Origin of the sequence: Bradyrhizobium acaciae (assembly GCF_020889785.1) — a bacterium.
In the GTDB taxonomy this organism is placed as follows: Bacteria; Pseudomonadota; Alphaproteobacteria; order Rhizobiales; family Xanthobacteraceae; genus Bradyrhizobium; species Bradyrhizobium acaciae.
Genome location: NZ_JACMYK010000055.1, coordinates 23,092 through 45,487 on the forward strand (window position 1 = coordinate 23,092; position 22,396 = coordinate 45,487).

General features: G+C 65.4%; 20 protein-coding genes. 10 read left to right on the forward strand and 10 right to left on the reverse strand.

What is annotated here, in order from left to right; genetic code table 11:
• Positions 1 to 119: 119 nt before the first annotated feature.
• Positions 120 to 1,439, reverse strand: a complete 1,320-nt coding sequence (locus H8A92_RS21165; RefSeq protein WP_229197534.1) for an Hsp70 family protein — start codon at positions 1,437 to 1,439, stop codon at positions 120 to 122.
• Between the two features lie 155 nt (positions 1,440 to 1,594).
• Entirely contained in the window at positions 1,595 to 3,970 is a 2,376-nt protein-coding gene (locus H8A92_RS21170; protein ID WP_229197535.1) for a glucose/quinate/shikimate family membrane-bound PQQ-dependent dehydrogenase, read from the reverse strand.
• A gap of 338 nt (positions 3,971 to 4,308) precedes the next feature.
• Between H8A92_RS21170 and H8A92_RS21175 the strand changes: the two genes are divergently transcribed.
• Positions 4,309 to 5,058, forward strand: coding sequence for a class I SAM-dependent methyltransferase (locus H8A92_RS21175; RefSeq protein WP_229197536.1), 750 nt, complete (start codon positions 4,309 to 4,311; stop codon positions 5,056 to 5,058).
• Between the two features lie 6 nt (positions 5,059 to 5,064).
• Here the strand turns inward: H8A92_RS21175 and H8A92_RS21180 are convergent, their stop codons facing one another.
• Positions 5,065 to 5,553 (reverse strand): SRPBCC domain-containing protein, encoded by a 489-nt coding sequence (locus tag H8A92_RS21180; protein ID WP_229197537.1) that lies wholly within the window; start codon positions 5,551 to 5,553, stop codon positions 5,065 to 5,067.
• An 18-nt stretch (positions 5,554 to 5,571) separates the two neighbouring features.
• A complete protein-coding gene (locus H8A92_RS21185) occupies positions 5,572 to 6,528 on the reverse strand; it encodes a LysR family transcriptional regulator (RefSeq protein ID WP_229197538.1) in 957 nt (318 codons plus the stop codon).
• A 101-nt stretch (positions 6,529 to 6,629) separates the two neighbouring features.
• Between H8A92_RS21185 and H8A92_RS21190 the strand changes: the two genes are divergently transcribed.
• Complete coding sequence (locus H8A92_RS21190) at positions 6,630 to 7,811, forward strand: MFS transporter (RefSeq protein ID WP_229197539.1); 1,182 nt, start codon at positions 6,630 to 6,632, stop codon at positions 7,809 to 7,811.
• A gap of 23 nt (positions 7,812 to 7,834) precedes the next feature.
• Positions 7,835 to 8,869, forward strand: a complete 1,035-nt coding sequence (locus tag H8A92_RS21195) for an aldo/keto reductase (protein WP_229197540.1) — start codon at positions 7,835 to 7,837, stop codon at positions 8,867 to 8,869.
• A 20-nt stretch (positions 8,870 to 8,889) separates the two neighbouring features.
• Here H8A92_RS21195 and H8A92_RS21200 read toward each other — a convergent pair whose 3' ends face one another.
• The gene (locus tag H8A92_RS21200) at positions 8,890 to 9,792 is read right to left on the reverse strand and encodes a helix-turn-helix domain-containing protein (RefSeq protein WP_229197541.1); all 903 of its coding nucleotides are present in this window, start codon (positions 9,790 to 9,792) and stop codon (positions 8,890 to 8,892) included.
• Between the two features lie 295 nt (positions 9,793 to 10,087).
• Between H8A92_RS21200 and H8A92_RS21205 the strand changes: the two genes are divergently transcribed.
• The 3 genes from H8A92_RS21205 (at position 10,088) to H8A92_RS21215 (ending at position 14,287) form a co-directional block, all read left to right on the forward strand.
• On the forward strand, positions 10,088 to 11,728 hold the full coding sequence (locus tag H8A92_RS21205) for a flavin-containing monooxygenase (protein WP_229197542.1): 1,641 nt from the start codon (positions 10,088 to 10,090) through the stop codon (positions 11,726 to 11,728).
• A 38-nt stretch (positions 11,729 to 11,766) separates the two neighbouring features.
• Positions 11,767 to 12,960, forward strand: a complete 1,194-nt coding sequence (acmB, locus tag H8A92_RS21210; RefSeq protein WP_229197543.1) for a methyl acetate hydrolase AcmB — start codon at positions 11,767 to 11,769, stop codon at positions 12,958 to 12,960.
• Between the two features lie 175 nt (positions 12,961 to 13,135).
• On the forward strand, positions 13,136 to 14,287 hold the full coding sequence (locus tag H8A92_RS21215) for a PLP-dependent cysteine synthase family protein (RefSeq protein ID WP_229197544.1): 1,152 nt from the start codon (positions 13,136 to 13,138) through the stop codon (positions 14,285 to 14,287).
• Between the two features lie 67 nt (positions 14,288 to 14,354).
• On the opposite strand, the gene H8A92_RS21220 is transcribed toward H8A92_RS21215, so the two are convergent.
• Positions 14,355 to 15,722: a sensor histidine kinase gene (locus H8A92_RS21220; RefSeq protein WP_229197551.1), complete on the reverse strand. Its 1,368-nt coding sequence runs from the start codon at positions 15,720 to 15,722 to the stop codon at positions 14,355 to 14,357.
• Between the two features lie 5 nt (positions 15,723 to 15,727).
• Positions 15,728 to 16,402, reverse strand: a complete 675-nt coding sequence (locus tag H8A92_RS21225; protein ID WP_229197545.1) for a response regulator transcription factor — start codon at positions 16,400 to 16,402, stop codon at positions 15,728 to 15,730.
• Between the two features lie 264 nt (positions 16,403 to 16,666).
• Here H8A92_RS21225 and H8A92_RS21230 point away from each other — a divergent pair, with 264 nt between their 5' ends.
• The 4 genes from H8A92_RS21230 to H8A92_RS21245 all read left to right on the forward strand — a co-directional run bounded on the left by H8A92_RS21230 (position 16,667) and on the right by H8A92_RS21245 (position 20,047).
• A complete protein-coding gene (locus H8A92_RS21230) occupies positions 16,667 to 17,245 on the forward strand; it encodes a class I SAM-dependent methyltransferase (RefSeq protein ID WP_229197546.1) in 579 nt (192 codons plus the stop codon).
• Between the two features lie 11 nt (positions 17,246 to 17,256).
• Positions 17,257 to 17,916, forward strand: coding sequence for a DedA family protein (locus H8A92_RS21235; protein WP_229197547.1), 660 nt, complete (start codon positions 17,257 to 17,259; stop codon positions 17,914 to 17,916).
• Between the two features lie 233 nt (positions 17,917 to 18,149).
• Positions 18,150 to 19,016 carry a UDP-2,3-diacylglucosamine diphosphatase gene (locus tag H8A92_RS21240; protein WP_420831349.1) on the forward strand — a complete coding sequence of 289 codons (867 nt, stop codon included), beginning with the start codon at positions 18,150 to 18,152 and terminating at the stop codon, positions 19,014 to 19,016.
• The gene (locus H8A92_RS21245; RefSeq protein WP_274613430.1) at positions 19,016 to 20,047 is read left to right on the forward strand and encodes a glycosyltransferase family 4 protein; all 1,032 of its coding nucleotides are present in this window, start codon (positions 19,016 to 19,018) and stop codon (positions 20,045 to 20,047) included. The genes H8A92_RS21240 and H8A92_RS21245 overlap by 1 nt, the downstream gene beginning before the upstream one ends.
• 23 nt (positions 20,048 to 20,070) lie before the next feature.
• On the opposite strand, the gene H8A92_RS21250 is transcribed toward H8A92_RS21245, so the two are convergent.
• From H8A92_RS21250 to H8A92_RS21260, 3 genes are all read right to left on the reverse strand, one after another.
• Positions 20,071 to 21,201: a threonine synthase gene (locus tag H8A92_RS21250; protein WP_229197548.1), complete on the reverse strand. Its 1,131-nt coding sequence runs from the start codon at positions 21,199 to 21,201 to the stop codon at positions 20,071 to 20,073.
• 12 nt (positions 21,202 to 21,213) lie between these two features.
• Entirely contained in the window at positions 21,214 to 21,867 is a 654-nt protein-coding gene (locus tag H8A92_RS21255) for an HAD-IA family hydrolase (protein ID WP_229197549.1), read from the reverse strand.
• A gap of 17 nt (positions 21,868 to 21,884) precedes the next feature.
• On the reverse strand, positions 21,885 to 22,396 hold a 512-nt coding region (locus H8A92_RS21260), incomplete at its 5' end, for a type III PLP-dependent enzyme domain-containing protein (RefSeq protein ID WP_476695696.1).

Consider the following 22,396-nt stretch of genomic DNA (forward strand, 5'->3'; position numbering starts at 1 on the left):
GGCAAGGCTGATGGGCATTGCTGTCAGGGTGAAATCCACGGTCGTCGGCATCCTCAGGCGTTGATGATTGAATCGATGTAATCGCCTAATGCGCCGGGATCAAGGCGCGAAGCCAAACGTCAGGCCGCTTCGGCGAAGGTCCAGCGGTCGGGATCGGCCGTGTGGCCGATCAGAGCGAGACCGTAGGCGATCGATTCGAACTGATCCGCCGAGGTCAGCCGGCTCTCGCCGAAGCGCTCGGCGAACAGGCGTTGCACCGCCGGCACGAACGAGGTGCCGCCGGTCAAGAACACCTTCTCCACGTCGCTCGCGGTGATGCCGGATTTAGCCAGCGCCTCGTCGACGGTCGCGCCCAGCCGCTCGATGTCGTCGGCGATCCAGGATTCGAAATCGTCGCGCGTCACGGTCGCACCGATATCGATGCCTTGGCGGGCAAAGCGGAACTCGACGCGATCGTTGCTCGACAGTGCGACCTTGGTGTCGGACACGGCGCGGTAGAGCGCGAAGCCGAGATCATGGTCGACGATGGTGATGAAATCGTTCAGCGGTGCCGGGTCAATCGCGGTGCGCGCGAGCTGCTGCAATTCGCGCAGGTCGCCATTGCCCCGCATCATCGCGAGCTGATGCCAGCGGGCAAGGCTCGAATAATAGTGATTGGGGATCGGCAGCACCTTGTCGAACGAGCGGTAATTGGTGCCCTTGCCGAGCCGCGGCGAGACGATGCGGTCGACGATGCGGTAGTCGAAGGTGTCGCCGGCGATGCCGATGCCGGCATGTCCCAGCGGCTCGGCGCGCAGCACACCGCCCTTGCGCGAGAAGCGCATCACGGAGAAGTCGCTGGTACCGCCGCCGAAATCGGCGACCAGCACGGTGGCGTCGTGGTCGAGGCTGCGCGCAAAGGAGAACGCCGCGCCGACCGGCTCATAGACATAGCGCGCATGGCCGGCGCCGAGCCGCTCGAACGCGGCCCGGTAGCGCTGCATCGCGAGCTCGTCATTCGGATTGCCGCCGGCAAACTTCACCGGGCGACCGACCATGATGGTCGGTGCGCCCAAATCGAAGCCTTCGCCGGCATGGCGCGTCAGCGTGCGCAGGAACGCCGCGAGCAGATCCTCGAACTTGTAGCGCTGCCGGAAGATCTGGGTGGTGTTGAAGGCCGAACTCGCTGCAAACGTCTTGAACGACTGGATGAAGCGATGGATCGTCCGCCCTTCGAGGAACTGCTCGATCGCCCACGGACCACCCTCGGCGTGCGGATGCAGGCCGGCGCCGGGCCGCTCCTCCCAGAAGCACAGCGCAGACACATAGACGCTATGCGTGCGGCCGCCATGGTCGAAGCGGATCGCCTCGACGCGGCCGTCGCCGTCGGACAGCGCGACAACGGTGTTGCTGGTGCCAAAATCGACGCCAATCGAGACGGCGGGCGGGGCGCTCGACATGTCATGCTCGGAATATGATGTGAAAGGGGGCGGACCTTTAGCGGCTTTGGCCGGGCTTGCCAACCCTCACCGAGGTCGCGGAACCCATTTCCCGCACGATGTCTCATCACCACCGCGTCATCCGGAATGCGACGCTTGCCGCATTCCGGATCGGCTTAGTCCTTCAATGCGTAGGCGATGACGTAGTCGCCGCGTTTGGTGCCGAACGAGCCGTGGCCGCCGGCCGCGGTGACGACATATTGCTTGCCATCGACCTCGTAGCTCATCGGTGTCGATTGGGCGCCGGCGGGCAGGCGGTCTTCCCAGAGCACCCTGCCGTCGCGCACGTCATAGGCGCGGATCGTGTACTCATAGGTCCCGGTATAGAACGCGACGCCGCCGGCGGTGGTGATCGGCCCGCCCAGCATCGGCACGCCCATCTTGAACGGCAGCGGCAGCGGCGTGGTGTCCCGGATCGTGCCGTTGGGATGCTGCCAGACGATCTTCATCGTCCTGAGATCGATTGCGGCCATCGAGCCCCATGGCGGCCGGTAGCACGGCACGGAGAGCGGCGAGAGGAAGCTCGAAATATCCACGCCGAACGGCGTGCCGTACATCGGCTGCGTCCCGACCTCGCTGCCGACCGGCTTCTCGGCGGTCGGCGCGGGAGGATTCTGCGGGCCGCGCGGAATGAGCCTGGAGGCGAACGGCAGCGACATCGGGTTGGCGATGGCGATCTGCCTGACCGGATCGATGGCGATGCCGCCCCACTCGAACATGCCGAGATTGCCGGGGAAGACCAGCGTGCCCTGCAACGAAGGCGGCGTGAACGTGCCCTCGTAGCGCAGTCGGTGGAACATGATCCGGCACAGCAGTTGGTCGAAGATCGTGCCGCCCCACATGTCGGCGCCGGTCAGCTTCGCCTCGGGCCGGAATGTCAGTTCGGAGAACGGCTGCGTCGGCGCGCTCCGGTCGCCGGGCGCCGGTCCTTGCGGCACCGGACGTTCCGGCGCCGGCACGATCAATTCGCCGGTCCTGCGGTCGAGCACGAAGATGTTGCCGACCTTGGTCGGCTGGATGATCGCTGGAACGATACCCTTGGCCGTCGTGACATCGACCAGGCTCGGCTGCGAGGGAACGTCCATGTCCCAGAGATCATGATGCACGGTCTGGTACGACCAGGCACGCTTGCCGGTGTCGACGTCCAGCGCGACGATCGAGCTGGAATAGCGCTCGACCAGCGCATCGCGATTGCCGCCCCAGATGTCCGGTCCGTTGTTGCCGGTCGGGATGTAGACCAGATTCAATTTCGGATCGAACGAGGCGGTGATCCAGGAGTTCGGCGAGCCGTTGGTGTAGTGCCGTGTCGGTGACGGCAGTGCGTTCTCGTCCGCAGCAGCGGAGTCCCAGGCCCAGATCAGTTTGCCGGTGTAGACATCGAAGCCGCGGATCACGCCGGACGGCACCTCGACCGCATAATTGTCGATCACGGCAGCCGCAACGACCAGGATCTTGTCACTGACGACCGGCGGCGACGTCGGCTCGAAGAAGCCCGCCGTCTTGATGCCCATCCCTTTTTGCAGGTCGAGCACGCCGTGATCGGCAAAGCCTTCGCACGGCTTGCCGCTGTCGGCATCGAGGGCGATCATGCGGCCGTCATTGACCGGCAGGAAGATCCGCCGGGGGCATTCGGCCGGCGCCGGATTGCCGCCAAAGTCGACGGCGCCTGATGTGGTCTCGTGATAGGAGACCCCGCGGCAGGTCATGTGCTGGAACGTCTTGTTGTGCACGAGCTTGGGGTCGTAGCGCCAGCGCTCGGTGCCGGTCTTGGCGTCGAGCGCAAACAGCACCTGATGCTGCGAACATAGATAGAGGGTGTCGCGCACCTTGATCGGGGTAACCTCGAACGTGGTCTCGCCGGAATCCTCCGGTGTCTTCACGTCGCCGGTGCGGAAGGTCCAGGCGACCTTGAGCTTGCCGACATTGTCGGGCGTGATCTGTTTCAGCGGCGAATAGCGCTGTCCGAACTGCGTGCGACCGTACGCGCGCCAATCGCCATCCGGCTGCGGGTCGGCTTCGCTTTGCTGCACGGCCGCGCCGGTGTCGGCAATCGTGCCATTGATGTCGTGATAGCTCGACAGCAGACCGGCCATGAGGACGACTGCAGCCGCCACCACGCCGATCCAAAGCGGCGCCGTCGCGCGCGCGTAGGATACCGGCGCGTCTCGCACCAGGCCGCGAACGATCACCGGCGTCAACAGCCAGAGCGCCATCGGGAAGATGACGTCGCCACGCGCCGCGAGCGGCCACCAGTCGAATTTCACTTCGTAGACGGCCCATGCCAGCGTGCCGACCAGCACGATCGCAAACAGCCAGAGCGCCTGACGGCGCTGCGCCAGCAACAGCGCAGCCGTGGCGAGAATGCCGATGCCGATGACAATGTAGATGATCGATCCACCCAGCGCGGCGAGCCAGATGCCGCCGCCTGCGAGGATCAGGCCGATCAAGGCGTAGACAATACCCGTGACGAAGACGGCGCTGGATCGCTGCATGGCTGCACCAGTGCGGAAGGGGCACCGGGCTTGTCCCGCGCAAGCGCAACAGACCGCGTCCGCTTTCAAGAACTGTGGTTCAATCAACAGTAACTTGCAACCGGGAACTGCGACGTTGATACAACATAGGCGTGTAAAGTTGCGATATTGGTTCCTGCCGAAGCAAGGTCATTCAAGGTGCGCGCACTTTGTTCACAAGGAGCAACGCGGCACTGACGCAAAGGTGACGGGTCTTCATCGCATTTTGAATCGACGCGCTCTTCCAGTTCTGTGCAGGCGCTGCTCTATAGCGTTCGACAGGTCTCATCGGCGGAAGCCGGTTGGCAGGAGCAGCAACCATGACACTGAATCCGACGGCCCGGAATTATAGCGTCGCTGTCGCCGCCTACGAGGCGGGCCGACCCAGCTACCCCGCGGAGATCGTCGCCGCGCTGCCGCTGCAAGCCGCGCGCTGCGTCGTCGATCTCGGGGCGGGAACAGGCAAGTTCACCCGCCTGCTGCTTCAGCATCTCCCCACCACCGCGCGCCTGGTCGCGGTCGAGCCGGTTGCGGAGATGTCGGCCAAGCTGGCCAGGGAAGCGAGGGTGGAGGTGATCAACACGCGCGCCGATGCGATCGAGCTCGAGACCGGCAGCGTCGATCTCATCACCTGCGCCCAGGCGTTCCACTGGTTCGACAATGAGGCGTCGGTCGCTGAGATCGCGCGGCTGCTGCAGCCCGGCGGGACGCTCGCGCTGGTCTGGAACAACAGGGACGACCGCGCGCCGTGGGTCGACGCGTTGTCCGTCATGATCGAAGGCTACGCCGGAGATACGCCCCGGCAACGCTCGGGGCACTGGCGCTGGATCCTGAAGGACCCCCGCTTCGCGCTCGCGCAGGAAATCGTGCAGGATCATCCACACCGGATGGCACGACAGGATGTCTTCGAGCGCGTCGCATCGACGAGCTATGTCGCCAATCTTCCCGATGCGGAGAAGGCGGTCCTTCGCCAGAAGACCGATGACATCCTGCGCGAGGCCGGTCTCGGCGATGCCGACGAGGTGGTGTTTCCCTATGTCACGCAGCTGTTCTTGCTGAAGCGGATCTAGACCAAGCTATTGCGCGATGCGTCCTTGCTCGACGACCTGCTTGAGCCGTGGCAGCGTCATGCGCCAGTAGAACGCGACATGCTTTGCGCCGGAGTCCGCGCCGATCTCCCATCCGTTGCCGCGGCGGATCGGTGACGGCGGCACCTGCTGGGTGACGGTCAGCACCGTCTCGTCGCCGTCGGCCGCGAGCGTCAGCGTGATCGTCGCATAGGACTGCGGAACGTCCGGCAGGCCAGAGACCTGCGACCAATAGGAATATGCAAGCCGCATTGGCGGCTGGACATCGAGGACGCGGCCCTTGTCGCGATAGCGCTTCGCGCCGATCTCCGCCTCGATCTCGATCGCTGCGCCGATCTGCCAGTCGGTCGTGAAATGCGCGTTGCGCCACGTCTCGCCCGCCTTGGGATCCAAGATCGCATTCCACACTTGCGTCGGCTGTGCAGCGATGCGGATCGATTCGGTGACGGCCTGGAATGCCGGGGTTTCGTTCGTCATCGAGGTTTCATCGCATAATCACTTGTCGCCCACGATCTTCCATTTCCCATCCGCGCCACGCCGCAGCGCCGGATCGCCGATGCGGATGTGTTGTGCCAGGAAATCGATGAAGGCGCGCACCCGGGCCGGCAGCGGACCGGCATGGCCGACATAGACCGCGTGGATGTCCTCGCGGTCGCCGGGATTGAGGTTTTGCAGCACCGGCACCAGACGGCCGGCTTCGATGTCGGGACCGATGTGGAACAGCGCCAGCCGGGCCACCCCGATGCTGCCGAGCGTGAGCTGGCGCGCGGTCTCGCCGTCGCTGGCGCGGGCGACCGGCGGCGGCAACGCTTCCTCGATCTTTTCGGCGCGGCGAAACGGCCAGCCGCGGATGCTGCGCGGAAAGGTCCAGCCGATGCCGCGATGGGCGGCGAGGTCGGCCGGCGTCTTCGGCGTGCCGTAGCGGGCGAGGTAGGAGGGCGCGGCGACCACCGCCATGCGGCTGGTGCCGAGCTTGCGCGCGATCAGCCGCGAGGCGCCGAGCGGGCCGGCGCGGATCGCGACGTCGGCGCGCGCCTGCATCAGATCGACCAGCGTGTCGGTCAGCACGATGTCGAGCGTGATGTCGGGGTGCTCGCGCATGAAGCGCGGCAGCAGCGGCATCACATGCAGCATGCCGAACGGGATGTTGCTGTTCACGGTGAGGTGGCCGCGCGGCACGCAGGAGGCGGCCTCGCGTTCGGCCTCGTCGATATCGGCGAGGATGCGCTGTGCGCGCTGATAGAAGGCCTGGCCTTCCTCGGTAAGCTGGAGCTTGCGGGTGGTGCGGTTGACCAGCCGCGTGCCGAGCCGGGTCTCGAGCCGGGAGACCAGCTTGCTGACGCCTGACGGCGTCTGGCGCAGGCTGTTCGCAGCCGCCGTGAAGCCGCCGAGATCGACGACGCGGACGAACACGTCCATCTCGCCGGAGCGGTTGGTGTCTGTGCGGGACATCTTGAATTCAAGTCACAAATGATTGGATTGCGGCCATTCTAATCCTTCCGCGCCCGGACCGCTATCTCGCATTGCGGAAGCCTCACCCTCCGGAGCGACATATGCCTCTCGCAGTCCTTGCCTTGACCGCCGGTGCCTTTGGCATCGGCACCACCGAATTCCTCATCATGGGGCTGTTGCTGCAGGTCGCCGCCGACATGCATGTGTCGGTTTCCGCAGCGGGGCTTTTGATCTCGGGCTACGCGCTCGGCGTGTTCGTCGGTGCGCCGATCCTGACGCTCGGGACGCGGCGGATGCCGCGCAAGGCGGTGCTGCTGGCGCTGATGGCCATTTTCACACTCGGCAACGCCGCCTGCGCGCTGGCGCCGAACTATGAGCTGTTGATGGCGGCGCGCATCCTCACCTCGCTGGCGCACGGCACCTTCTTCGGCGTCGGTTCGGTGGTGGCGACAAGTCTGGTCCCGGAAGACAAGAAGGCATCGGCGATCGCCACGATGTTCATCGGCCTCACGGTCGCGACCCTGCTCGGCGTGCCCTTCGGCGCCTGGTTCGGCCTGATGCTCGGCTGGCGCGCGGCGTTCTGGGCGGTGGCTGCGATCGGCGTGGCCGCGTTCATCGTGCTGGCGGTGCTGGTGCCCGGTCATGTCGGCGCCAACGACAAGCCCGCGCCGCTGCGCGAGGAACTCGCTGTGCTCGGTCGCCCGCAGGTCCTGCTCGGGCTTGCCATGACGGTGTTCGGCTTCGGTGGGCTGTTTGCGGTCTTCACCTATGTGCAGCCGATCCTGACGCGGCTAACCGGATTCTCCGACGCCGCGGTGTCGCCGATCCTGCTGGTATTCGGTGCCGGCCTTGCGATTGGCAATGTTGCCGGCGGACGGCTCGCCGACAAGGGACTCGCGCGGGCATTGCTGGTGTCGCTCGGCGGCCTTGCCGTCGTCCTCGTGGCGCTGGCAGCCGTCGTCTCGATCAAGGCGTTGGCGGTGGCTCTGCTGTTCGTGCTCGGCATCGCGTCGTTTGCAACCGTCGCGCCGCTGCAGCTTCGTGTGCTCGAAGCCGCCGGCGTGGAAGGGCGGACGCTGGCCTCCAGCCTGAACATCGCGGCCTTCAACCTCGGCAACGCGCTCGGCGCCTGGGCCGGCGGCGTCACCATCGATCGCGGCCTTGGCCTTGGCGCGCTGCCGCTGGTGGCCGCAATCATCACCGCGGTCGGGTTGTTGCTCGCGCTGTGGAGCCTGCGCCTCGACCGGCCGGTCGCGCTCGCCACGCAATGCCCGGCCGAGTGAACGACATCAAAAGGAGTTTCGTCATGGAATATCGCAATCTCGGCGCGTCCGGCCTGAAGGTCCCGGTGCTCAGCTTCGGCACCGGCACGTTCGGCGGCCAGGGACCGTTGTTCTCGGCCTGGGGACGCAGCGACGCCGGCGAGGCGCGGCGGTTGCTCGACATCTGCCTCGAGGCCGGCGTCAATCTGTTCGACACGGCCGATGTCTATTCGAACGGCGCGTCCGAAGAGATCCTCGGTGCCGCGATCAAGGGCCGCCGCGACAAGGTCTTGATCTCGACCAAGACCGGTCTGCCGATGGGCGACGGCCCGCTCGACGCCGGCACGTCGCGATACCGCCTCGTCGCCGCGGTCGATGCCGCGCTGCGCCGGCTCGGCACGGACTATATCGACCTGCTGCAGCTCCATGCCTTCGATGCCTTCACACCGGTCGACGAGGTGCTGTCGTCACTCGACACGCTGGTGCGCGCCGGCAAGCTGCGCTACGTCGGCGCCTCGAATTTCTCCGGCTGGCACCTGATGAAATCGCTTGCCATTGCCGAGCGGCATGGCTGGCCGCGCTACGTGGCGCACCAGGTCTATTATTCGCTGGTCGGCCGCGATTATGAATCCGAGCTGATGCCGCTCGCGCTCGATCAGGGCGTCGGCGCGCTGGTCTGGAGCCCGCTCGGCTGGGGGCGGCTTACCGGCAGGATCAGGCGCGGCCAGCCGCTGCCGAAGAACAGCCGCTTGCATGAGACGGCGCAGTTCGGGCCGGCGGTGGACGACGAGAAGCTTTACGCGATCGTCGATGCGCTGGACGTGGTGGCCGCCGAGACCGGCCGCAGCGTGCCGCAGATCGCGATCGCCTGGCTGCTGACGCGTCCGAGCGTCTCATCCGTGATCATCGGCGCGCGCGACGAGGCGCAGCTTCGCGACAATCTCGGCGCTGTCGGCTGGTCGCTCTCGCCGGACCAGATCGGGCGACTCGACAAAGCAAGCGCGGTGCTGCCGGCCTATCCGTACTACCCTTACCGAATCCAGGAAGGCTTTGCGCGGCTCAATCCGCCGCCGGTGTGAGGCGGCCGCGGGCTGTCGTCTCACGCCTGCGCGGAACGTTCACAGACCTGCCGGCGATATTCCGCCGGCGTGACGTTCATGTGCTGCCGGAACACGCGATTGAGATGGCTCTGGTCGGCGAAGCCGGCCAGCAATGCGATCTCCTTCAGCGCCACGCGGTCCCTGCGCAGGTGCCGGCATGCATGCTCGACCTTGCGGCGCAGGACATAGGCATGCGGGCGCATGCCGTAGTGGACGCGGAACTTGCGGGCGAACTGTACCGGCGTGCAATTGCAGATGTTCGCGAGCTCCTCGAGCGTGATGTTGCGGGAGATGTTCTGCTCGACATAGTCCTCGATCAGCCGCGCATGCGCCGGCCTGAATCGCCCCTGCGCGCAAGGCATCTTGAACTCGATCGCGGCGTATTTGCGCAGGATGTGGACGCTCGCCTGCAGTGCCAGCGCGTCGTAGCAGAGGCGTCCGCCGGGGCCGCCCGCGGCGACCTCCTTGATCATCTGATCGTTGATCCAGCTCAGCATCGGGTCCTCGACCTTGAGCAGGTCGTGAAGTTCGACCGCCTCGGCGTCGCGGTCGAAGGCATCGCTCGCGGTCTTCGTCATCAGCGTCGGCGAGATGTAGAAATGGCTGACCTCGATGTCGTTCTTCCAGTGCCAGCTTGACGGCTCTGCGCGCGTCAACAACGACGTGACGCCGCGTCCGACGTGATCCTGCTTCCAGGTGCCGCTGACACGGCGGTTCATCGATGTCGCGCCGTCGCGATAGAGTACGAGGAGAAAGTTCTCCGAAGGCGGGACCCAGATGTCTGACGGCGCATAGCGGAAGATCCGCAGCCGAAAATCGTTGCGGCCGACCGGCGAACTATCCAGCTTCAGCTCGCCGGGAGCGTAGCGCGGCAATTCCTCGACCGTGATCAACTGGCTCATCGCGCGAGCCTCCTCCCTGGAAACCATAGGCGGTTGACCGCTTCTTCTTTGGCTGGACGGCAGAATAAGCCGCTTTCGCCGTTTGCCAAGGAGACCAATGGCCAACCTCTCGATTGCGCTGCCGCGTTCCAGAGATTGTCGGTTTCGTTCAAGTCCCGACCGCCGCAGGCGCCATAGCCTCCTGCGCGTCCCGGCAATCCAGTCCATGCCGCCGGGGCCCGAATTGGCGCAACGCACCGTCATCCGATTTCCAGATGGGAAGGGGCGTGCGTAAGGCCAGACACAGGAGGAAACCATGATTGCGACCGCAACCAGGTCCAATGGAAGCAATGGCGCGCAAGCGACATCCAAATTCGACGCCGTGGTGATCGGCGCCGGCGTCGCCGGCCTCTATCAATTGTTCCGCCTGCGCGAGCAGGGCCTGAACGTCAGGGCTATTGACGCTGGCTCAAGCGTCGGTGGCACCTGGTACTGGAACCGGTATCCCGGCGCCCGCTTCGATTCCGAAGGCCACACCTATCAGTACCTGTTTTCCGAGGAACTTTACAAAGGCTGGAGCTGGAGCGAGCGGTTTCCGGGGCAGCCGGAAATCGAGCGTTGGCTGAATTATGTGGCCGACCGCCTCGACCTCAAGAAGGACATCCAGTTCGAAACCACGGTCAGAAGCGCGCATTTCGATGAAGCGACGCAGCGCTGGCGGGTGACGACGGACAAGGGCGATGTGATCGACACCCAGTTCCTGGTCACCTGTTGCGGCATGCTCTCGGCCCCGCACGTGTCCTTTCCGGGACAGGAGACGTTCAAGGGCAAACTTTTCCATACCGCGCGCTGGCCGAAAGGACCGATCGAGCTCGCCGGCAAGCGCGTCGGCGTGGTCGGCAATGGCGCGACCGGGATTCAGGTGATCCAGTCGATCGCCGGCGAGGTCGGCCATCTCAAGGTGTTCATCCGCACTCCGCAATACATCATCCCGATGAAGAACCCGAAATGGGATGCATCGGATGCGGAGGCCTACAAGTCGAAGTTCAAGTTCCTCACCGAGCGGCTGCCGAAGACCTTCACCGGTTTCGAGTTCGACTTCGAGCACGCCTGGGCCGATCTGTCGCCGCAGCAGCGCCGCCAGGTGGTCGAGGACTGCTGGAACGACGGATCCCTCAAACTATGGGTCTCGTCCTTTGCCGAACTGTTCTTCGACGAAGCCGTCAACGCCGAGATCACTGAATTCGTCCGCGAGAAGATGCGCGAGCGGATCAGGGATCCCAAACTGTGCGAGCAGCTGATCCCATCCGATTACGGCTTCGGCACGCACCGGGTGCCGCTCGAGAGCAATTTCCTCGAAGCCTTCCATCGGCCCAATGTCGAGATCGTCAGCGTCAAGAACAATCCGATCGCCCGCATCACACCGGAGGGCATCCAGACTACCGACGGCACGGTGCACGAGTTCGACGTCATCATCCTGGCGACCGGGTTCGACGCCGGCACCGGCGCCTTGACGCGGATCGACATCCGCGGCCGCGACGGCCGTTCGCTGAAGGAGGACTGGGGCCGGGATATCCGCACCACCATGGGGCTACAGGTTCACGGCTATCCGAACCTATTCACCACGGCGGTGCCGCTCGCGCCCTCGGCTGCGCTTTGCAACATGACCACCTGCCTGCAGCAGCAGGTCGAGTGGATCGACGATTGTATCAAGTACATGCGCGGCAACGACCTGAGCGTCATCGAGCCATCCAGGGATATCGAGGATCAGTGGGTGGCGCACCACGATGAGACCGCCAATGCAACGCTGATCGCGAAGACCAACTCCTGGTATCTCGGCTCGAATGTCGAGGGCAAACCGCGGCGCGTGCTGTCCTATTGCGGTGGTGTCGGCACCTATCGCCAGAAATGCGACGAGGTTTCCGCGAGCGGCTATCGCGGCTTCGCGATGCAGTAGGGCTACGCAGGTCAACAACAAAACACAGGAGGAAGACAATGAGCACGAATTTCAGCGCGACGGCAGATGCGATTCTCGATGGCGTCGTGACCTCGAACCCGCGCGTCCCCGGTGTCGTCGCGATGGTGACCGATCGGCATCGCAACATCTATGAAGGCGCCGCCGGCAAGCGCCGTCTCGACCAGTCCGCCGACATGACGACCGACAGCGTGTTCGCCATCTTCTCGACCACCAAGGCGATCACGGGCACCGCCGTCCTGCAACTCGTCGAGGAAGGCAAGCTCGATCTCGACGCACCCGCCAAGACCTACGCGCCCGACATCGGCAAGCTCCAGGTGATCGAAGGCTTCGACGACAAGGGCGAGCCGCGACTGCGAGCGCCGAAACGCGACATCACGACCCGCATGCTGATGGTCCATAGCGCGGGTCTGAGCTACGACTTCATCAACCACACCTACAATCGGCTCGCGCAGGAGAAGGGCCAGCCAAGCGTCATCACGGCGTCCAAGGCGTCGCTGATGACACCGCTGCTGTTCGATCCCGGCGAGCGCTGGGAGTACGGCACCAACATGGATTGGAGCGGCCAGATCGTCGAGGCGATCACCGGCAGGCGGCTTGGAGAGGTCTTCAAGACGCGCATCTTCGAACCGCTCGGGATCATGGACATGACGTTCGAGCTCACCGATGCGATGCGTCGCAAGCTCGCCGGCATTCACGCCCGCAACGCCGACGGCTCGCTCACGCCGATGGATTTCGAGCTGCCGGCCAATCCGGAAATCCATATGGGCGGCCACGGGCTGTACGGCACGATCGGCGACTACATGCGCTTCATCCGGATGTGGCTCAATGACGGCGCCGGCGAGCATGGACGCGTTCTCAAGGCCGAGACCGTGCGGATGGCCGAGAAGAACCACCTCGGCAGCAACAAGGTCACCGCGATCACCGGCGTGATCACATCGCTCGCCAACGATGCCGAATTCTTCCCCGGTCAGTCGAAGTCCTGGGCGCTGAGCTTCATGATCAACGACGAGCAGGCTCCGACCGGCCGTCCCGCCGGCGCGCTCGGCTGGGCCGGTCTTGCCAATTTGTTCTACTGGATCGACCGGCAGAACGGATTCGGCGGATTCTGGGCGACGCAGATCCTGCCGTTCGGCGATCCGACGTCGTTCATCGGCTACATGAATTTGGAGACCGCGTTCTACGAATCCCTGAAACTGCGCAAGGCGGGTTAAGCCCACCGCGTCATGGCCGGGCTTGTCCCGGCCATCCACGTCTTGCTTGCGTGATCGGAGCAAAGACGTGGATGCCCGGCACAGGGCTAGGCATGACGGCGCCCACGCGTCGCGATACTTCCGGCGTGCTGCTGGACGCGAAGTATGATTACATGGCGCGATGTCGAACGAGCACATGTCCTCGCGCCAACACCCACCAGCCGGGCCGAGCTATCGGCGCGGCTGGGTCGATGAGGCCGTGTCCGCGATCGAGGCAGATCAATGCCGGACCGCGGATACTCACTTGATGCGGCTGGTCGTGCCGGCGCTATCCGGCATCGACATTTACCTGAAGGACGAATCGACGCATCCGACCGGCAGCCTCAAGCATCGCCTTGCAAGGTCCTTGTTCCTTTACGCGCTGTGTAATGGCCATATCCGCGAAAGCACTGCCGTGGTGGAAGCATCCTCCGGGTCGACGGCGGTTTCGGAGGCTTATTTTGCGCAGATGATCGGCGTGCCGTTCTACGCGGTGATGCCGCGAACGACATCGGCCGAGAAAATCGCCGCGATCGAGCATTACGGTGGTAACTGCCACCTGATCGACGACGGTCGTGCGCTCTACACCGAGGCGGCCGCGCTCGCCGCGCGTCTCGGCGGTCACTACATGGATCAGTTCACGTTCGCGGAGCGCGCGACGGACTGGCGCGGCAACAACAATATCGCCGAGTCGATCTTCACCCAGCTCAAGGGCGAGCAGCGTCCGTTGCCCGAATGGATCGTGATGAGCGCGGGCACCGGCGGCACATCCGCAACCATCGGGCGCTATCTGCGCTATCGCCAGTTTCCAACCAGGCTCTGTGTCGCCGACGTCGAGCACTCCGCTTTCTTTGATTGCTTCCGCGCCCAGGACCGCTCCCTGGTCTGCGAACGTCCCTCGCTGATCGAAGGCGTTGGCCGGCCGCGCTGCGAGCCGTCGTTCGTGCCGGGCGTGGTCGACCGCATGATGAAGATTCCAGATTCCGCATCGATCGCCGCGATGAACGTGCTGTCGCGCCTGCTCCGCCGATCGGTCGGCGGCTCAACCGGCACCAACTTCCTGGCGCTTTGCCGTCTTGCGTCGGAGATGCGCCGTGCGGGTGAGAGCGGTGCGCTTGTGACGTTGATCTGCGATTCCGGCGAGCGGTACCGCCAGACCTATTATGAACCCGCGTGGCTGGAGTCTCGCGGGCTCGACCCGGCTCCTTATGAAACGGAGCTGAATGCATTCCTCGGTGGTGCGCATCCACTCGGCTTCACGGTCGAGGATGTCCAAAATCCGCGCGACCACTCGAATGATACCGCATGAGCATAGGTCAACTCGCCAGCCTGATCGCTGCGTCAAAGCCGGTTAACGCGCGGCGATATCCGGTCGATCAGCAGGACGGATCAATTTTCGGGAATACCATGCGCATGCAGGCGCCGCCGGACGGCGCCTGATCGACCTCGATCCGGCCGCCGTGCAGGCGCATGATGGTCTGCACCAGGTCGAGACCGAGGCCGGCGCCGCGGCCGCCCGGATGCAGCCGGCGGAACGGCTCCAGGATCTGCTCGCGCTCGTCGGGTGGAACGCCGTCGCCATCGTCGCAGACCTCGATCCGTCCTGTCGTCGTCACCCGGACCAGGATGGTGCCGCGCCGCTGCCCGTGATCGATGGCGTTCTGCACCAGATTGGTGAGCGCGCGTTCGAGCGCGGTCTGGTCGCCCGTCACCACGATCGTCTCGTCCTGCTGCTCAAAGGACATTTCATATCCCGCCGCGAAAGCCAGCGGCGCGAGATCGAGCACGACCTGCCGCGCGACGCCGACGAGATTGACGGGGCCGAACGTATCGGCGCGTTGATCGAGCCGTTGCAGGTCCAATAGCTGACCGGCCATGACGCTGAGGCGAGTGGCGTCCTCGAGCAGATGGGTCTTCTCCGGTCCCGCCTGCAATGACGCGACCCGTGTCGAGAGAATCGCGATCGGCGTGCGGAGTTCGTGCGCGGCGTCGGCGAGAAAGCGGCGATGGCGCTCGTAGCCCCTGTCGAGCCGGTCGAGCGCGGCATTGATGGCCTTGACCAGCGGGGTGATCTCGATCGGGACCTTGTCGAGCGGCAATTGCACGCCTCGCTGGTCGATGTCGATGCGCTCGGCCTGCTCCGCGACCTGGGCGAGGCCTGTCATGGCCCGGCGCACCACGAAGGGGGTCGCGACCAGCGTCGCCAGCGTCATCAGCACGATGATCGGCAGGATCATGTTGAGGAACAGCAGGGGCGTGCTCTCGAGCGCGCGCCACATCGAGAGCTGGCCGTATGTGCCGGTCAGGATCTGGATGCGCCCTGCCGACGTATCGACCCATTTGACGAGACCCGCGGGGCGCGCGGCTTCCGCGGCGTTCCATTTGAGCCGCGCCTCGCTGACATGATCGAGGGCTGAGGCGATCGGCAGAAACTGCGTGGGCACCACGCCTTCGGAGATCTGATGCCCCTCGCTGTCGCGGATGATGAACCAGAGGTCGGCGTGTTCGCCGCGCAATGCGGCCAGTTCCGGCGATTGGCGCAACGTCAGGCCGCCCGCTTCATCGCGCATGATGGCGTCGCGCAGCGTGTCGAGCGTGCTGCCTTCGTACTCGCCGATCAGCAGCCCCGCCCGCAGCAGCCCAATCGCGGCGGCCCCGATCAGCAGAATCAGCAGGGTCAACGTGACCGCCTGCAGGCCCGCAAGCCGTCCGACCAGGCGCCAGGTGAGAGATCGCGGTCGCAGCACGCTCACGGTGTCTCCCGCAGCACATAGCCGAGGCCACGAACGCCGTTGATCGTGACGCCGGCGTCGGCCTCGGCGAGCCGGCGGCGCAGACGCGACACATGGCTGTCCAGCGCATTGGGCTGCACGTCGTCGTCGAGGCCGTAGACCGCCTCCATCAGCGCGGAGCGCTGCACCATGCGTCCCATCCGATGCAGCAGCGTCTCGAGCACCAGCCGCTCGCGACGCGGCATCTCCAGGGGACGTCCGTCGACGCTGGCCTCGCGATGGGCGAAGTCGAACGACAGGCGGCCGATCCGCGCGGCGTGTTGCTGGACATTGGCGGGCCGGCGCAGCAGCGCCCGCAACCGCGCCAGCAGTTCCTCGAACGCAAACGGCTTGCCGAGATAATCGTCCGCGCCGCTGTCGAGGCCCGAGATCCGGTCCGCGAGCTCGCCGCGGGCCGTCAGCACCAGCACCGGCACGGCGTTGCCGCTCGCGCGCAATTTCGGAATCAGCGTCAGCCCGTCGCCGTCGGGCAATTGCCGGTCGAGCACGATCGCGTCGTAGTTTCCCGCCGCGGCAATCGCCTCGGCTTCCAGAAGGTCCGGCGCATGATCGACCAGCATGTCGTGCCGTGCGAGCGCCGCACGTAGCGCTGTGACCATGTCCGGCTGGTCCTCCACCAACAGCACCCGCATTCGTTGTCTCGATCCCCGCATCGGTTCGTCATTCGATCTGCCGGGTTTATGTCGCATTCATTGCGGCAACCTTGCGGCCTGTCAGCTCAAATGCGCCGCCGGCCAAAATTTCGTCCGCGCGCAGATTCGCGACAGGCTGACGCAAGCTTCGCATGAGACAGACACGTGCTGGGGGCACCTGCAATGCGAAAGACACGTGAATGACCTTGCCAACCAACTTCCGCCGCGACGCCGGCAACGCGCTCATCATGCGGGAGCCCCAGCATGCCGGCCACTGATATCCTGCCGTTCTTCCGCGCCTGGGTGCGCAATCCGCTGCGTGTTGCCGCAGTCGCGCCGTCCGGGCCGGCCGTCGCGTCCCTCATGACGCAGGAGATCACGGCAGACACCGGTCCGGTGATCGAGCTCGGTCCCGGTACGGGCGTCTTTACCGATGCCTTGCTTCGCCGCGGCGTGAGGCAGCGGGATCTGACGCTGGTGGAGTTCGGCTCCGAGTTCATTCCGCTGCTGCAGGGGCGCTTCCCGGGTGCGCGGGTGCTCTGGATGGACGCGGCTTGGCTGAAGAGAGAGAGGCTGTTCGAAGGGGCGCCGGTCGGTGCGGTCGTGAGCGGCCTCGGGCTTCTCATCATGCCACCCGAGAAGGTCACGACGATCCTCGATGGCGCCTTCGGCTATCTCCGCGCCGACGGGGCGTTCTATCAGATCACCTATGGTCCGCGCTGTCCTGTCGCAGACGTGATCCTCGATCGTCTCGATCTGCAGGCGACCTGCATCGGGCAGACATTTCGCAACCTGCCTCCGGCGTCCGTCTATCGGATCAGCCGCCGCCACCCCCACGCTTGATCGAGGTCGCCATGGACACGTCGAGCACGATTGCAATGTTTCTGCATTTCGGCCTGGTGGGAGTTGGCTGCCTCGCCGTCGCCGAGAAGTTCATTCCGCTGTTGCCGTCCTACGTGCTGCTGATGCTGCTCGGGCTGACGGTCTCCGACGGCACCACGCTCGCGATGACCATCCTGGCGACCAGTGCGGGATCGGTCGTCGGCGCGATCGGCTGGTACGGGCTCGGCCGCGCGCTCGGCTCGCGGCGCATCGAAGGGCTGGTGACGCGCTTTGGCAAGTTCGTCTTGCTGCGGCCTTCGCTCTATCGACAGCTCACCGATGCCTATCGCGGCAATCATTTCTGGGTGACGCTGATCGGTCAGACCCTGCCCACCGTGCGGATCTATCTGGCGCTGCCCGCCGGCGTGCTGCGGCTGGAGCCCCGCGCCTTCGTGACGGCGACGACCATCGGCACGCTGATCTGGAACATGCCGTTCCTCAGTCTGGGCTATGCGCTGCGCGGCAGCGGCCACGATCCCGTCAGCCTCGGCTTCTGGGTAGTGGTGGTCCTGATCGCGGTGGAGATCGCGCTCTTCCTCGGATTTCGGTTCTACAAGCGCTCGCTCGCGCCGCCGCGTCTCGCGGAGCCGCGCGCGCTTGCCTCACGCTTTCCGGTGGAGGAGGGCGCATGAAAATCCCTCTGTCACGTCTGTGGCCGAGTTCGGACGCCCTCGAACGGGCGGCCGCGGCATTGCTGGTCCTTGCCGCAAGCTATCAATTCGGTGTTGCCGCTTCGACCGGACGATATCGCGCGGCCGAGTGCGCGCTGCTGGTCCTTGCCGGAGGCATCTATTGGCATCGTTCGATCTTCCGGCGATGTGCCAGCCGCGATGTCACGAAGGTCCTCGCGGGATTGGCCGAGGCCATGGCGCTGGCGTTTCGACGGGACGTCCAAGCTCCGGTGTGTGGTGAACGCGCGAGCGTGGCGCGGATCTCGGCGCCTCTACCCGTCAAGGTCAGGAGCCTCTTCATCTCCGATGTCCATCTCGGAACCAGGGGATGTCAGGCGGAGCGGTTGATCGACTTCCTTCGTTACTATGACGCCGAAACCCTGTTCCTGGTCGGCGACATCGTCGACGGCTGGCGCCTGCGGTCGAGCTGGTATTGGCCCACGGCGCACAACGCGGTGGTGCGGGAGCTGATCGCTTTCGCGCAAAGGGGCCGTCGCCTGGTCTACATTCCCGGCAATCACGACGAATGCCTGCGTGACTACGCCGGTGCTGCGTTCGGCGCCGTCGAAATCGTCGACCGGGCGATCCATCGCGGCCTCGACGGCCGCGACTATCTCGTCGTTCACGGGGACCATTTCGATGTCGTGGTACGGCACGCGCGCTGGCTCGCTCTGCTCGGCGATTTCGGCTACCGGGCCGCGCTGGCCTCCAATGTCTGGCTCAACTGGATCCGGCGCCGGTTCGGGTTCGGCTATTGGTCGTTCTCGTCCTGGGCCAAGTTGCGGGTCAAGAATGCGGTCAACCACATCGGCCGGTTCGAGGAGGTCCTGTCATCCGAGGCGAGGCGTCGCAACGTTCAGGGCGTGATCTGCGGTCACATCCACCACGCGGCGATGCACGACGATTTCGGTGTCCGCTACATCAATACCGGGGATTGGGTGGAGTCCTGCACCGGCGTGATCGAGCGCTACGACGGGCAGTTCGAAATCGTCCGATGGACCGATGCGCAGGTGGAGTTGGACGCGGCGGGCTTCGCGCCGCTCGCGGAGGCCGTCGCCTGATGCGTGTGCTGGTGGCAACGGATGCCTGGCGTCCGCAGATCAACGGCGTGGTCCGCTCGCTCGAATACCTCGCCAGCGAGGCGCCGTCGCTCGGCGCGGAGATCACGTTCCTGACACCGGCCGATTTCCGCACCGTGCCGTTGCCCGGCTATCCGGAGATCCGGCTGGCGCTGCCGTCGGTCGGGCGGATCGAGCGCGCGATCGCGGCGGCACGCCCGGACTCGGTCCACATCGCGACCGAAGGCCCGATCGGCTGGATCAGCCGACATGTCTGCCAGACGCGGGGCTATCCGTTCACCACCAGCTATCACACGCGCTTTCCCGAATATCTCGCCGCGCGGCTGCCGGTCCCGCTGCGGTGGAGTTACGCGGCGCTGCGCCGCTTCCACAATGGCGGCGACGGCATCATGGTCGGCTCGCCGTCGCTCGAGCAGGCGCTGAAAGCCCACGGCTTCCGCAAGTTGATGCCATGGTCGCGCGGCGTCGATGCCGAGCTGTTTTGCCCCCGCGTGGAGCGGCCGCTGGCTTTCCCCGCGCCGGTGTTCCTCTATGTCGGCCGCGTCGCGGTCGAGAAGAACCTCGATGCCTTTCTCGGTCTCGACCTGCCGGGCTCGAAAGTCGTGGTCGGGGATGGGCCGCTGCGCAGCAGCCTGCAGGCCCGATTTCCGCAAACGCACTTCCTCGGCACGCGGACCGGCCGGGCGCTGGCCGATGTCTATGCATCGGCCGACGTCATGGTGTTTCCAAGCCTGACCGATACGTTCGGGATGGTGATCCTCGAAGCGCTGGCCAGCGGCCTGCCGGTTGCGGCCTATCCGGTGATGGGACCGCTCGACGTCATCGGCAAGTCCGGCTGTGGTTGTCTCGATTACGACCTGCGCCGCGCAGCGCTCGGCGCGCTGCATGTGCCGCGCGAGAAATGCCGCGCCCATGCCCTGACCTTCACCTGGCGGGAAAGCGTGCGGCAGTTCCTCGACAATATCGGACGGGCGCACGCCACGCCGGCGCGCACAGCCGTCGCGGGAGGATGACGCCGCGCTCGATTGCAGATCGGCTAGCTGCCCAGCAACTCGGTGATCAGCCCCGCGGCCTTGATCCCGGTGCCGCTGATGATGACGACGGTGCGTTCCGCCGGCCGGATCGCGCCGCGCTGCTTCAGGACGTCGAGTGCGGCGGCGGCCGAGGCCGAGGTCGGCTCGACGAACAGGCCGGTCAAGGCCAGCCGCTTCAAGGCGGCGACGATGCCGTCTTCGGGTATAGCGACGGTGCCGCCGCCACTCTCCTTCAGCGCGGCGATCATCTGCTTCAGCCGCAGCGGATGCTTGATCGCGGTGCCCTCGGCGATGGTCTTGCGGACGGCGCGATCGACCGGCGTGTCGACGCCGGCGGCAAAGCTGGCATCGACCGGCGAACAGTTGAGCGGCTGCGCCCCGAACAGGCGTGGCAATTTCTTGATCTGACCGGCCGCGAGCAGCTCCTTGAAGCCGATGTAGCAGCCGAGCAGGCTGCTGCCGGCGCCGACCGGCATGATGACATTGTCCGGCGCGGTGAAGCCGAAATCTTCCCAGATCTCGTAGGCCAGCGACTTGGTGCCTTGCAGGAAGAACGGTTGCCAGTTGTGGCTGGAGTAGAAGATCTGCTTCGACTGGCGGATCGCTTCCGCCTCGGATTCCTCGCGCGGGCCTTCGACCAGCTGCACCTCGGCGCCGAAGGCGTGCATCTGCGCCACCTTCATCGGCGACGTGGTGGCCGGCGCAAGGATCCTGACCCGCATGCCACCCGCCGCGCCATAGGCCGAGACCGACGCGCCGCCATTGCCGGAAGAGTCCTCCAGCACCGCGTCGACGCCGAGCTGGCGCAGGAACGACAGCATAACCGTGGTGCCGCGATCCTTGAAGCTTGCCGTCGGATTGAACCACTCGAGCTTGAAATGCGGCCGCAGATCGTTCCATTCCTTCTCGACCGCAGGCGTGCAGCCTTCGCCCATCGTGATCGGTTGCCTGATCTCGACCGGCAGCGCCGCCCGATAGCGCCACAGCGAGCGGGTGCCACGATCGATCTCGTCGCGGGAGATGCCGGGCAGTGGTGTGACGAGCAGCGGCTTGCCTTCATCCGAGCACCAGCGCGGGACATCCAGCGGGTAGAGCTTGCCGTTGAGCGGGTCGATGTAGCTGGATGATGGCATCTTAATCATTCCTCAGGAGGCCGGTCCGGCGCCGTCGCGACCGAGCACGAAAGCCGGCAAGGTCGCAAGGTCGTCGCGAACCACGATCGGGGCGGGCGCCCCTTCCGGCAGGTTCATTGCGGCCCGATTATGCCACCAAGTCGGCAGGTGCACACGTGCCGTGCCGAACAAATCATAGGCCGATCCCGCGACGAACAGGCATCGAGTGGCCGGGACCGGCAGTTCGTCGAGCGCGAGCTGATAGGGTTGCGGCTGCGGCTTGTAATAGCCGGCGCGCTCGGCCGTCACGAGCACCGTGAAGGGAACGCCGATACGGTCGGCCGCGATGCGGCCGAGCCGCTCCGAACAGTTCGTCACGACGCCGAGCGCGACGCCGGCCGCGTGCAGCGTTTGCAGAACTTCGCGAACCTCGGGCCAGGGATCGAGCTCCGCATAGCGTTCGCCAAGCTCTGCAGCCCGTTCGAACGGTAATCCGACATTGCGCGCGGCCTCGCCGACCAGATCCTCATAGGGCCGATAGCGTCCAGTGGCGTAGGTGTTCTTGAGATACTCGGCCCGCCAGCGAAGCCCGGCTTCGTCGGAGCCCGCGACCTTGTTCCAAAGCGTCCAGCTATCAAGCAGCGCCGTCAGCAGATCGAACAAAACGGCGTCATAGGCTCGGGTCATGGGCTGCGCTCCGTCCGCTACCATCCACGAAACCGCTCCCATTGCCTGACCGAATCGGAGTCGGCTGCGACGACATGATAGCGGTCGTGCTGGGCTCCGGTCGCGCAGGCGTGGTTCGGCAGGATCCGCACCTTCGTGCCGACCGGCAAACTCACCTGCGGCCCGGTGCTGCCGGGACGGGTGGCGATGACGCCGTGCTCCTGATTGGTTTCGGTCACGATCAAATCGGGATAGGGCCGGCCGTCGATGTCGCACACGATGCCATAGCCCTGGTCGACCGGTTGCTTTGCGGTGCCGCGATCGCGCGACAGCGCCATCCAGCCTGCGTCGATGAAGGTCCAGCCGCGATCGGCGCGATGGCCGATCACCGTCGCGAGCACCGACAGCGCAATGTTCTCGACCGCGCAGACCCTGATCCCGGCCATCACCAGGTCGAACATCACGAAGACGCCGGCGCGCACCTCGGTGACGCCGTCGAGCCGGCGCGCGAAATGCGCTGTGGGCGTCGAGCCGACGCTGACCACGGGGC

Excerpts from the sequence above, each read along its gene's own strand:
- H8A92_RS21185 (WP_229197538.1), bottom strand. The coding sequence starts at position 6,528 with ATGTCCCGCACAGACACCAACCGCTCCGGCGAGATGGACGTGTTCGTC.
- H8A92_RS21255 (WP_229197549.1), bottom strand. The coding sequence starts at position 21,867 with ATGACCCGAGCCTATGACGCCGTTTTGTTCGATCTGCTGACGGCGCTG.
- H8A92_RS21180 (WP_229197537.1), bottom strand. The coding sequence starts at position 5,553 with ATGACGAACGAAACCCCGGCATTCCAGGCCGTCACCGAATCGATCCGC.
- H8A92_RS21200 (WP_229197541.1), bottom strand. The coding sequence starts at position 9,792 with ATGAGCCAGTTGATCACGGTCGAGGAATTGCCGCGCTACGCTCCCGGC.
- H8A92_RS21240 (WP_420831349.1), top strand. The coding sequence starts at position 18,150 with ATGGCGCTGGCGTTTCGACGGGACGTCCAAGCTCCGGTGTGTGGTGAA.
- H8A92_RS21215 (WP_229197544.1), top strand. The coding sequence starts at position 13,136 with ATGTCCTCGCGCCAACACCCACCAGCCGGGCCGAGCTATCGGCGCGGC.
- H8A92_RS21195 (WP_229197540.1), top strand. The coding sequence starts at position 7,835 with ATGGAATATCGCAATCTCGGCGCGTCCGGCCTGAAGGTCCCGGTGCTC.
- H8A92_RS21235 (WP_229197547.1), top strand. The coding sequence starts at position 17,257 with ATGGACACGTCGAGCACGATTGCAATGTTTCTGCATTTCGGCCTGGTG.
- H8A92_RS21250 (WP_229197548.1), bottom strand. The coding sequence starts at position 21,201 with ATGCCATCATCCAGCTACATCGACCCGCTCAACGGCAAGCTCTACCCG.
- H8A92_RS21225 (WP_229197545.1), bottom strand. The coding sequence starts at position 16,402 with ATGCGGGTGCTGTTGGTGGAGGACCAGCCGGACATGGTCACAGCGCTA.
- acmB (WP_229197543.1), top strand. The coding sequence starts at position 11,767 with ATGAGCACGAATTTCAGCGCGACGGCAGATGCGATTCTCGATGGCGTC.
- H8A92_RS21165 (WP_229197534.1), bottom strand. The coding sequence starts at position 1,439 with ATGTCGAGCGCCCCGCCCGCCGTCTCGATTGGCGTCGATTTTGGCACC.
- H8A92_RS21245 (WP_274613430.1), top strand. The coding sequence starts at position 19,016 with ATGCGTGTGCTGGTGGCAACGGATGCCTGGCGTCCGCAGATCAACGGC.
- H8A92_RS21230 (WP_229197546.1), top strand. The coding sequence starts at position 16,667 with ATGCCGGCCACTGATATCCTGCCGTTCTTCCGCGCCTGGGTGCGCAAT.
- H8A92_RS21190 (WP_229197539.1), top strand. The coding sequence starts at position 6,630 with ATGCCTCTCGCAGTCCTTGCCTTGACCGCCGGTGCCTTTGGCATCGGC.
- H8A92_RS21205 (WP_229197542.1), top strand. The coding sequence starts at position 10,088 with ATGATTGCGACCGCAACCAGGTCCAATGGAAGCAATGGCGCGCAAGCG.
- H8A92_RS21170 (WP_229197535.1), bottom strand. The coding sequence starts at position 3,970 with ATGCAGCGATCCAGCGCCGTCTTCGTCACGGGTATTGTCTACGCCTTG.
- H8A92_RS21175 (WP_229197536.1), top strand. The coding sequence starts at position 4,309 with ATGACACTGAATCCGACGGCCCGGAATTATAGCGTCGCTGTCGCCGCC.